Origin of the sequence: Tepidibacillus decaturensis (assembly GCF_001561915.1) — a bacterium.
In the GTDB taxonomy this organism is placed as follows: domain Bacteria; phylum Bacillota; class Bacilli; order Tepidibacillales; family Tepidibacillaceae; genus Tepidibacillus_B; species Tepidibacillus_B infernus.
Genome location: NZ_LSKU01000001.1, coordinates 2,707,340 through 2,718,317, shown reverse-complemented (window position 1 = coordinate 2,718,317; position 10,978 = coordinate 2,707,340). Strand labels below are relative to the sequence as shown.

Below are 10,978 nucleotides of genomic sequence, written 5' to 3'. Positions count from 1 at the left end.
AAAAAAAGGATAACTACTCAATTAACAGTAGCTATCCTTTTATAATTATTTTGAGATTCGATCTCTACCACCCATGTATGGCCTTAAAATTTCTGGAATGATTACACTTCCATCCTCTTGTTGGTAATTTTCCAAAATAGCGGCCACTGTACGGCCAATCGCTAACCCTGATCCATTTAACGTATGAACAAATTCAGGTTTTGACTTTTTATCGCGACGAAAACGAATATTTGCTCTTCTTGCTTGGAAGTCCTCAAAATTACTTACTGAGGATATTTCTCGATACGTATTAAAACTTGGTAACCAAACCTCAATATCATATTTTTTTGCAGCGGTAAAACCTAAATCAGCCGTACACATGTTTAATACCTGATAAGGTAAGCCCAATAATTGTAATACTTTTTCTGCATTTGCTACTAGTTTTTCTAATTCATCATAGGATTCTTCAGGACGAACAAATTTAACAAGTTCTATTTTGTTAAATTGATGAAGCCGAATTAGTCCTCTTGTATCCTTTCCTGCAGAACCAGCCTCAGAACGAAAACAAGCACTAAAGGCAGCATAATATTTAGGTAAATCCTCATTATCTAATATTACGTCTCGATGCATATTCGTAACAGGTACCTCAGCAGTAGGAATCAGGAAATAATCTGTATCAGAAAGTTTAAAAGCATCCTCCTCAAATTTAGGAAGTTGACCAGTTCCTGTCATGCTTGTCCGGTTCACAATATATGGAGGTAACACTTCTTCATATCCATGTTCTTCTACATGTAGATCTAACATAAAGTTCATCAAAGCTCTTTCTAATCTTGCCCCTAGTCCTTTATAAAAGACAAATCTGGAACCTGATACTTTTGCAGCTGTTTCAAAATCTAAAATTCCTAATCCTTCGGCTATCTCATAATGTGGCTTAGGTTGAAACTGAAATTGAGGTTTTTCCCCCCAGAAACGAATCGGTATATTGTCCGCTTCTGTTTCTCCGATCGGAACACTTTCATGAGGAATGTTTGGAATCCTAAGAAGAATATCTGTAAGTTGTTGATCAAGTTCCCTAATTTGATCATCTAACACCTTAATTCGATCTCCAACCTCTCTCATTTCAACAATAAGATGTTCAGCGTTTTCTCCATCCTTTTTCTTCTTAGCAACCTCTTGGGATACCGCATTTCGTCTACTTTTTAATTGCTCACTTTCTTGAAGCAATGATCTTCTTCTTTCATCCAACTCTGTAAATGCATCAATTTCGTTAATTTTTTCATTACGATGGGCTAAAGCCTGTTTTACTCTTTCTAAATCATTTCGTAATAATTTAATATCTAACATCTTAAAAACCTCCACTTAAATCAAATTACACTTTTTCCCATAAGAAATCCCAAAAAATAAAAAACACCAATCCCCAAAAAAAGGGACGGTGCTTATGCTCCGCGTTGCCACCCTAATTGCCTTTCCTTGTCAAAAAATAATGAAAGGCCTCTTCATACAGTAACGGTGTTTCCGTGTTTTCCTACTTTCGATTTCAGAAAACCACTCAGAGACGGATTCTTTGATAATGTTGACCGGTTTCCACCTACCACCGACTCTCTAAACAACAAAAATCAAATACTAGTTCTCTTCATCGTTTTAATATTACATTTTTGTATTTAATAATTTACTACATTTCAAGCATTTATGCAAGAAAAAGGGAGGAAAATTCCCACCCTTTAATCTTTGTATTCTTTAATCATTTTTATAAAATATTGATGAACTCTTGGGTCAAGGGTTAATTCAGGATGAAAAGCAGTAACTAGAAAATGGTCTTGTCTTGCAGCGACGATTTTCCCTTCAAATGTTGATAAAATCTTAGCATTCCCTTTTACTTCCATAATATAAGGAGCGCGAATAAAAACTGCTTGAAAATCATCAGCAACCCCTTCAATTTGTAAAGCTGTTTCAAAGCTTTCTCGTTGACGGCCAAAAGCATTTCTTTCTACCTTGATATCCATTAAACCAAGATGTATTTCTTCTATACCATTAATTTCTTTTGCTAATATAATCAATCCAGCACATGTCCCAAAGATAGGCTTCCCTTTAGTAGCAAAATCCTTTAGTGCTACGTCAAAACCATACTTTTTGATTAACTTGCCGATCGTAGTACTTTCTCCACCTGGAATAATCATACCATCCAATTCAGCTAACTGTTCAACTTTTTTTACAGTAACTGCTTCTTCCCCTGACATTTCAATCATTCTCATGTGTTCTGCAATAGCACCTTGTAGTCCTAAAACTCCAATTTTCATTAAAAATTACACCTTCTTCTTCTAATTACCAACCGCGTTCTGCCATACGTTCATTTTGTAGTAATGAAGAAATTTCTATTCCTTTCATTGGATTACCTAATCCTTTTGAAAGTTCAGCCATTAGTTCATAATCGGTATAATGAGTTGTTGCCTCAACAATGGCTTTAGCAAATTTTTCAGGATTATCAGATTTAAAAATTCCGGAACCAACAAAAACTCCATCTGCACCCAATTGCATCATCAATGCTGCATCTGCAGGTGTAGAAATTCCTCCAGCAGCAAAATTAACCACTGGTAATTTGCCATTTTCATGAACATATAACAATAGATCGTATGGTGCACCTAGGTTTTTGGCTTCTGTCATCAATTCGTCTTTAGACATTCCTTGAACCTTGCGAATTTGACTCATCATCGTACGCATATGTCGTACTGCTTCCACAACATTTCCTGTCCCTGGTTCACCTTTTGTTCGAATCATAGATGAACCTTCGCCAATTCGGCGTAAGGCTTCTCCTAAGTCCCTTGCACCATTAACAAAAGGTACTGTAAATTCATTCTTATTGATATGGTAAACCTCGTCCGCTGGAGTTAATACTTCGCTTTCATCAATATAATCAACGCCTAATGCCTCAAGAATACGTGCTTCTACAAAATGTCCAATTCTAGCTTTTGCCATAACTGGAATAGACACTGCTTTCATGACTTCTTCAATAATTTGAGGATCAGCCATACGTGCAACACCACCTGCTGCACGAATATCTGCAGGAACTCTTTCCAATGCCATAACTGCCACTGCACCAGCTGCCTCAGCAATTTTTGCCTGTTCCGCATTCACAACGTCCATAATGACGCCACCTTTTTGCATTTCAGCCATACCACGTTTTACACGTGCTGTTCCTACCTCAACCATTTTCCTTTTCCTCCTAAAAATTCACAATTTATTTATCAATCAATTTTAATCCATCCTACCGAAAATAACAATCATTTTTAAAAAACTTCTACGGTTAAAATAAACCTTTAATTCCATCCACAATTCCACTAAAGATTCCACCGATAAGTTGTATAACCTTTCGAAAAAATAGACGTATTGCTCCAGCTTTTTCTACATCTTCCTCAGCAATTAAATCAACATTTCCTTTTGCTTGTATCGTTTCATTTAAGTAGGTATATTTTTCTTTCCCAGTATATTCAAAAGTAACATAACCCACTCGATCTTGGCTCTTAATTGGGGCTTCTAGCTTTTCATTATAAATGACTACTGGTTTATATAAATCCTTTTCCCCTTTTTTCATAAGAACACTTAAATTCTTTTTAAGGACAACAGGAACCTCAGTTTCTTTTCCTTTTTCAATCTTTGCTGTTTCAAACCCAGGTACCTTTTCTTTTGCTTTGATTAAATCTACTACTTCAAAGTTTGCAAACCCATAGTCTAACAATTTTTTTGTTTGCATAAAGCGCTCTTTTTCAGACGCAGTCCCTTGAACGACACTAATTAGTCTCATTCCATTTTGCATTGCAGTTGCGGTAAAATTGTATCCTGCTTTAGAAGTATGTCCTGTTTTTATACCGTCAACCCCTTGAACTAAGTTGCCATAAACAAGGCCTGGTAGCATAAAGTTGAAGTTTGGCAAAGGCATTTCATTAGGTTCGCCCTCACGAAACTTAATTCTTGGGGTACTGTTAAATTCTATGCTTTCTGGATAATCATTAATTAAGTGCCACCCTAAAATAGCAGCATCTTTGGCAGACATCACTGTTTCTCCTTCAACGGCTGGCGCATATTGTCCTAGCTCATCTTTAGGGTAACCTGTTGATGTAGAGAAATGAGCAGTTGTCATTCCTAACTCTTTGGCCTTTTCATTCATCATCTGAACAAAATTGGTTTCAGAACCAGCTAAATGTTCTGCAAGCGCAACAGTTGCATCATTCGCAGAGTAGACCGTCATCGCATACATCAATTCTTTTACCGTACGTTTTTCCCCTAGAGCAAGGAAAACACGCGAACCGCCACCTACACCAAGCCAATGGGCATAATCACTTGCAGTGACAACATCATCCCATTTTAATTTACCAGTTGCTATCTCTTCTAAAACCAAATATTCTGTCATCATTTTTGTCATACTAGCAGGTGGTAAGGGTTCATCGGCGTTTTGCTCATATAATATTTTCCCTGAGATTGCATCGATTAAAATCGCCGATTTAGCTTGAATATCAAGATTTGCTTGAGCAAAAGCCTTTTGTTGTAAAGATCCAAAAAACGGAAAAATAAGTGCGACAATGATCAATAGTGATAGTACTTTCCTATGCTGTTTCAAAATGACACCTCCGTTTAAATTTCACAATCATTATTTTATCACAGGGCTTTAAACGAAAAAAGATAGAGAAATGTTTCCCTATCCCCATTCATAACATTTTCCAATAAATTTATTTAAAGAGTTGAATAGTTTGGCGATTCCTTCGTAATTTGCACATCATGAGGATGGCTTTCTTTTAGTCCTGCCCCAGTAATACGAATAAATTGACCATTTTCTTTGAGTTCTTGAATGTTTTTTGTTCCACAATACCCCATACCTGCACGTAACCCACCAACTAATTGATAGATTGTATCTGCCAAAGGTCCTTTATAAGCCACTCTTCCTTCAATTCCCTCTGGAACAAGTTTAAGAATATTTTCCTGAAAATAACGATCTTTACTTCCTGCATTCATGGCCCCTATTGAACCCATTCCACGATAAACCTTGTATCTCCTTCCTTGATAGGTTTCAAAGTCGCCAGGACTTTCATCTGTTCCTGCAAGGAGACTACCTAACATCACTGCATCCGCTCCAGCAGCGATAGCCTTTGTAATATCACCAGAATATTTAATTCCACCATCTGCGATAATGGGAACTCCATATTCCCTTGCAACTGTGGCGCATTCATAAACTGCAGTAATCTGAGGTACACCAATACCTGCAACGACTCTTGTCGTACAAATTGATCCTGGTCCAATACCTACCTTTACCACAGATGCACCAGCTTCAATTAAATCCTTTGTTGCTTCTCCAGTTGCTACATTTCCAGCAATAATCACTAACTCTGGATAAAGTTTCCTCAATGTCCGCACAGTATCCAAGACTCCTTTTGAATGACCGTGGGCAGTATCAACTACTAAAACATCTACTCCTGCCTCAACTAATGCTTTGGCCCGATCCAAGGTATCCCGACTAACACCTACTGCTGCTCCTACAATCAATCTCCCTAATTCATCTTTAGCTGCATTAGGGAATTGGATTGCTTTTTCAATATCTTTAATTGTGATGAGGCCTTTTAACTTGTTATTTTCATCAACCAATGGTAATTTTTCAATACGATATTTTTGCAAAATTTGCTTTGCTTCATCCAAACTTGTCCCAACTGGTGCTGTAATTAGATTTTCTTTGGTCATTACTTCATTGATTTCTAACGAGTAATTTGTGATAAAACGCAAATCCCGGTTCGTTAAAATCCCAACAAGCTCTCCTCGCTCATTCACAATAGGTACACCAGAAACCCGGTATTTTGACATCAATTCTTCTGCATCTGCTACTTTATGAGCAGGAGTTAAATAAAAAGGATTTGTAATTACCCCACTTTCAGACCGCTTGACTCGATCCACTTCTTCTGCTTGCTGTTTGATGGACATATTTTTATGAATAATCCCCAAACCACCTTGTCTAGCCATTGCAATGGCCATATTGGCTTCTGTTACTGTATCCATCCCCGCACTAATAATAGGAATATTTAATTTAACTTTACCTAAATTCGTTGAGACTGTAACGTCTCTAGGTAGGATTTCTGATTTAGCAGGGATCAAAAGAACATCATCAAATGTTAATCCTTCCCGCGTAAACTTCGTTTCCCACACACTCGTCAACCTTCCTTCTAGTCATTTTCCATGAAAAATATATTATTGCAAGTTTAACAAAGGTGATTTGAGGTGTCAATAATCATAAATCATTCATATCCGTGGCAAAATATTGTAAAACGGGAATGATAGAGGTTATGATGAAAAATAAAAGACATATTTATAGCGAAAATCCATCCAAAAAAATGTGGGATACTTTTGTATTTTTTGAAAACGAGCCGACTGTAAAACAATTTCTGCAAAATACCTATGAGCAAAATCAAATCAAGGATACATACAAATTTGCTTTTCAAAATACCTCAAAATTTATTTATTTTATCAAACAAGCAAAAGAATATTTTTATTCTGCAGATAAGAGCAATATCTTGGTAAAGCCCCTACTTATCTATTATGGCATGATGAATTTAATGAAAGCATTTATTTTAACAAAAGACCCTAGTTATCCAAGTCATACAGGTGTTTTAAGACATGGAATTACCACTAGAAAACTTAAAAAAAATCAATATCAATTCCATGACGATGAAATTAAGGTACAGAAAGAAGGTTTGCTTCCTCTTTTTTACACTCTTCTTACTAACCATCCAGTTGAAAAAATCGAAGGGAATAAATACAAAATTAAAGAACTCCTTTCTTTATTGCCTGAATTACGTCATAGTTATCAAAGGATCTTTAAAGAGCAATTATTGTTTCCCATCAAATTAAATCAAAAAGATCACGAAATTTACTTTTCTGTTTCAAAAAACTTTTTAGACTTTTACCAGCATGATCTAGCAAGGTTGACTTCTGAACTAAATCAATATAAACCTCATAAGGATTATCAATTCTATACAAGCAAATCTGAGCAAATGAATCAGATTCAAATTGGAGTAAATCTTGATAAGGATATATTCAAATCAAAAGATCCTTTTCAGGGACATCCTATGTTTACTATTGATTATAAAGGATACTACTATTTACGACCCTTTCAAGAAAGTCGTTTTTTGCTTCCGGAAACAATCATCGACTATATGATAATGTACAATTTAGGAATGTTATGTCGTTACGAAACAGAATTATGGGGGGACATTATTTTTTCTTTCTCATCAGAAGATATGTACTTGATCAATGAATTTGTAAATATTACTTTACGCACATTTCCAAATAGGATATTAAATGATTTATTTAGAGAGATCATCATTTTTGATTTTGTTTAAATACTTCTTTAATATGCAGATTTATTTCTTGAGCCAAATTAATGATTCCTTCCCTTGTTTTTATCATTGGCCTTGTTGGTGAATTCTGATCAATATAAATAATGTCACCTACCATTCCATTACTTAAAATAACTTTATTCCCTATTGATAGGTTGACCATATGCTTTGCAAAGGTTCTAACGATGAAGGAATTCAACTTTTGATAACTTTCATTAAGAAGATGATCAATGACAAGATATGGTGAATATTCTGAACGATAATTACGCTTAGAAATCATTGCATGAAAGATATCTGCAACGGCAACGATTTTAGCATAAAAATGGATTTGTTGTTCTTTAAAATGTAAAGGATAACCACTTCCGTCTTCTCTTTCATGATGTTGTAGTACGGCTAAATGTGTTCCTTTACTAAGCCCCATTGTATGATTTAACATTTTATATCCATAAAATGTGTGCATTTTAATCTCTTCGTATTCATAAGGAACTAACTTATTTTTACTATATAAAATATGACTAGGAATGCGACTCATTCCAATGTCGTGTAAAATACCTGCTAAAGCAAGTTGGATCCACTCATTTTTCTCGAGACCAACCCATTTCCCAATCGCATAAGAAAGTAAGCTTACAGATAATGCATGATGGCTTTCATATTTTGTAAAATCCGTTGAATATAATTTTAAGTTTAAAAGATATTGAGGATTAATATATTTATCTTGAATGAGTGGGGTTATGACTTCTCTTATTGCCATAATCGGAATAGGCGCATTCCCTTGTGCATTTTTTAAAACAATATCAATCACTTTTAATGCATTTTTAAAATAGGTATTAAAGTCTTCAGCTAGGCTTGATTGATCTTCGGTCTTATTTACCACTTTATCTTGTTTTTCATTCACATCTGATTCTTGATCAATTTCAATCTTTGTAATCCCAAATGCTTTTAATATTTCTCGATCCCTCTCTTTTAAAATCGTTCCTTTTTTAAAAATAATTCCTCCAAGCTCACTATATATATCTTGGTTCAAGATCATTCGTTCTTGAATTAAATCGATTGTGATTGTTCTCATTGCATAAATTCCCCTTTAATCTATTTTCTATATTTTAGCATATATAAAAGAAAAACAGGATGGATTCCATCCTGTTTTAACTTTTATTCATCTTCTTCATTTTCATTATCAGCTGTATCATTGGAATGAATTCGTGCAACAGTAGCGACAGAATCATCTTCACTAATATTGATTAGTCTGACACCTTGAGTATATCGACCAATTAACGAAATGTTATCTATATTTAATCTAATCACCATTGCACTTGTCGTAACGATCATTAAGTCATCTTCTTGAGAAACAACTTTTAATCCTACAATATTTCCATTCTTTTTAGTTACATTAAGGGTCTTAATACCTTTTCCACCACGGGATTGGCTACGGTATTCAGATGCTGGTGTCCTTTTGCCATAACCTTTTTCTGTTACGATTAACACATCTAGATCATCTCGAATAATATCCATGCCAATGACTAAATCATCTTTACTTAAGTCGATTCCTTTGACCCCTGTAGCACTTCTTCCCATTGTTCTTACATCTTGTTCAGAAAAACGAATGGATTGACCTAATTTTGTACCAAGGATGATTTCTTGATTTCCATCAGTCAATTTAACACCAATTACCTCGTCTCCTTCTTTTAGATTGATCGCAATGAGTCCCCCTTTTCGAATATTTTCATAATCTGTTAATTGGGACTTTTTGACCACCCCAGAAGCTGTAGCAAAGAATAAATGATGATTGGAAGTATATTCTTTGATCGGGAAGACTGCGTTAATTTTTTCCCCTTGTTCAATTTGAATCAGGTTGATAATTGGTGTTCCTTTTGCGGTTCTACTCAATTCCGGTACTTCATAAGCCTTTAAACGATATACCTTTCCTTTGTTCGTAAAAAACATAATATAATGATGGGAATTCGTAATAAATAAATGTTGGACAAAATCATCTTCTTTCGTTCCCATCCCAGTTACCCCTTTACCCCCACGTTTTTGGCTACGGTAGGTTGAAATGGGTAATCTTTTAATATAACCCTGATGAGTGAGCATAACGACAACCTCTTCTTCAGGAATCAAATCTTCTGCTTCTAACTCATCATGATCAATTGTGATTTTTGTCCTTCGTTCATCATTGTACTTATCTTTAATCTCTATTAATTCTTCACGTATAATCGTTAAAATCTTCTGTTCATCTGCTAATATCGCACGTAATTCAGCAATCTTAGCCATCAATTCTTGATATTCATTTTCAATTTTTTCTCGTTCTAAACCAGTTAAACGTTGTAATCTCATATCAAGAATAGCTTGGGCTTGGATTTCCGATAGTTCAAACTTTTCGATTAGGCCTCTTTTTGCTTCGTCTGTCGTTTGTGAAGAACGAATTAAAGAAATAACAGCGTCTAAATGGTCGAGAGCAACTCTTAACCCTTCTAAAATATGAGCTCTAGCTTCAGCCTTTTTAAGGTCAAATTCTGTTCTTCTGCGAATAACCACCCTTTGATGGTTTAAATAATGTGTTAAGGTTTCTTTTAGATTTAATACCTTAGGTTCTCCATTAACTAATGCTAAAACATTGATACCAAAGGTCGTCTGTAATTGGGTTAATTTATACAAATTATTTAAGACGACATTCGCATTCACGTCTCTTCGTAATTCAATCACAATTCGCAGTCCATTACGATCTGATTCATCCCTTAAATCGGTAATCCCATCTATTTTTTTATCCCTAACCAGTTCAGCTATTTTCTCAATCAATCTTGCTTTATTCACTTGGTATGGGATTTCTTCAACAATAATCCGGCTTTTACCATTATTCATTTCTTCAATAAAGGCTTTTGCCCTTATTGTGATACTACCTTTACCTGTTTGATAAGCCTTACGGATTCCTTCCCTTCCTAGAATAAGACCACCAGTTGGGAAATCTGGACCTTTAATAATCTCTATCAATTCTTCGATTTCGACATCTGGGTTCTCTATAATTTTTATAACCCCATCAATCACTTCACCTAATTGGTGAGGAGGAATATTCGTTGCCATCCCCACTGCAATCCCTGCAGATCCATTCACTAACAAATTAGGGAACCTAGCTGGTAAAACTAATGGCTCCTTTTCAGAACCATCATAGTTATCTCCAAAATCAATAGTTTCTTTGTTAATATCCCTTAATAATTCTGTCGATATTTTTGACATACGAGCTTCCGTATAACGCATAGCTGCTGCAGAATCACCGTCAATTGACCCAAAGTTTCCATGACCATCAACGAGTAAATAGCGATAAGAGAAGTCTTGTGCCATGCGTACCATCGTTTCATAGACTGCAGAATCACCATGGGGATGATATTTACCTATAACTTCCCCTACAATCCTAGCAGACTTTTTATGTGGTTTATCTGGTGTCATTCCTAACTCATTCATCGCATAAAGGATTCTTCTATGCACTGGTTTTAAGCCATCTTTTACATCAGGAAGAGCACGACTTACGATAACACTCATCGCATAGTCGATAAAGGAGCTTTTCATTTCTTGACTTATATTTACTTCTTTTATTCTTGCATTTGATTCAAGCATGCTTTACCTCCATCCCCTTT

At 35.4% G+C, this 10,978-nt stretch carries 8 protein-coding genes and 1 other annotated feature; of the genes, 1 reads left to right on the top strand and 7 read right to left on the bottom strand.

Annotation, left to right across the window (positions count from 1 at the left end; genetic code table 11):
- Positions 1-45: 45 nt before the first annotated feature.
- The 5 genes from serS to guaB form a co-directional block, all read right to left on the bottom strand.
- The gene (gene serS / locus U473_RS12705; protein WP_068726981.1) at positions 46-1,323 is read right to left on the bottom strand and encodes a serine--tRNA ligase; all 1,278 of its coding nucleotides are present in this window, start codon (positions 1,321-1,323) and stop codon (positions 46-48) included.
- Between the two features lie 78 nt (positions 1,324-1,401).
- Positions 1,402-1,625: a binding site (T-box leader), on the bottom strand.
- Between the two features lie 75 nt (positions 1,626-1,700).
- On the bottom strand, positions 1,701-2,276 hold the full coding sequence (pdxT, locus tag U473_RS12700; protein WP_068726979.1) for a pyridoxal 5'-phosphate synthase glutaminase subunit PdxT: 576 nt from the start codon (positions 2,274-2,276) through the stop codon (positions 1,701-1,703).
- A 25-nt stretch (positions 2,277-2,301) separates the two neighbouring features.
- On the bottom strand, positions 2,302-3,186 hold the full coding sequence (gene pdxS, locus U473_RS12695) for a pyridoxal 5'-phosphate synthase lyase subunit PdxS (protein ID WP_068726977.1): 885 nt from the start codon (positions 3,184-3,186) through the stop codon (positions 2,302-2,304).
- 94 nt (positions 3,187-3,280) lie between these two features.
- On the bottom strand, positions 3,281-4,591 hold the full coding sequence (locus tag U473_RS12690) for a D-alanyl-D-alanine carboxypeptidase family protein (RefSeq protein ID WP_082732538.1): 1,311 nt from the start codon (positions 4,589-4,591) through the stop codon (positions 3,281-3,283).
- A 113-nt stretch (positions 4,592-4,704) separates the two neighbouring features.
- On the bottom strand, positions 4,705-6,162 hold the full coding sequence (guaB, locus tag U473_RS12685; RefSeq protein ID WP_068726971.1) for an IMP dehydrogenase: 1,458 nt from the start codon (positions 6,160-6,162) through the stop codon (positions 4,705-4,707).
- A gap of 140 nt (positions 6,163-6,302) precedes the next feature.
- Here guaB and U473_RS12680 point away from each other — a divergent pair, with 140 nt between their 5' ends.
- Positions 6,303-7,355, top strand: coding sequence for a YaaC family protein (locus tag U473_RS12680; protein WP_068726968.1), 1,053 nt, complete (start codon positions 6,303-6,305; stop codon positions 7,353-7,355).
- On the opposite strand, the gene U473_RS12675 is transcribed toward U473_RS12680, so the two are convergent.
- Both U473_RS12675 and gyrA read right to left on the bottom strand, forming a co-directional pair.
- Complete coding sequence (locus U473_RS12675) at positions 7,336-8,418, bottom strand: HD-GYP domain-containing protein (protein WP_068726966.1); 1,083 nt, start codon at positions 8,416-8,418, stop codon at positions 7,336-7,338. The two genes, U473_RS12680 and U473_RS12675, sit on opposite strands and share 20 nt — an antisense overlap.
- A gap of 83 nt (positions 8,419-8,501) precedes the next feature.
- The gene (gyrA, locus tag U473_RS12670) at positions 8,502-10,958 is read right to left on the bottom strand and encodes a DNA gyrase subunit A (protein WP_068726964.1); all 2,457 of its coding nucleotides are present in this window, start codon (positions 10,956-10,958) and stop codon (positions 8,502-8,504) included.
- Positions 10,959-10,978 lie beyond the last annotated feature (20 nt).

What these genes read in the sequence shown, in the direction of transcription:
- pdxT (WP_068726979.1), bottom strand. Translation starts at nt 2,276, where the DNA reads ATGAAAATTGGAGTTTTAGGACTACAAGGTGCTATTGCAGAACACATG.
- U473_RS12675 (WP_068726966.1), bottom strand. Translation starts at nt 8,418, where the DNA reads ATGAGAACAATCACAATCGATTTAATTCAAGAACGAATGATCTTGAAC.
- gyrA (WP_068726964.1), bottom strand. Translation starts at nt 10,958, where the DNA reads ATGCTTGAATCAAATGCAAGAATAAAAGAAGTAAATATAAGTCAAGAA.
- U473_RS12680 (WP_068726968.1), top strand. Translation starts at nt 6,303, where the DNA reads ATGAAAAATAAAAGACATATTTATAGCGAAAATCCATCCAAAAAAATG.
- pdxS (WP_068726977.1), bottom strand. Translation starts at nt 3,186, where the DNA reads ATGGTTGAGGTAGGAACAGCACGTGTAAAACGTGGTATGGCTGAAATG.
- serS (WP_068726981.1), bottom strand. Translation starts at nt 1,323, where the DNA reads ATGTTAGATATTAAATTATTACGAAATGATTTAGAAAGAGTAAAACAG.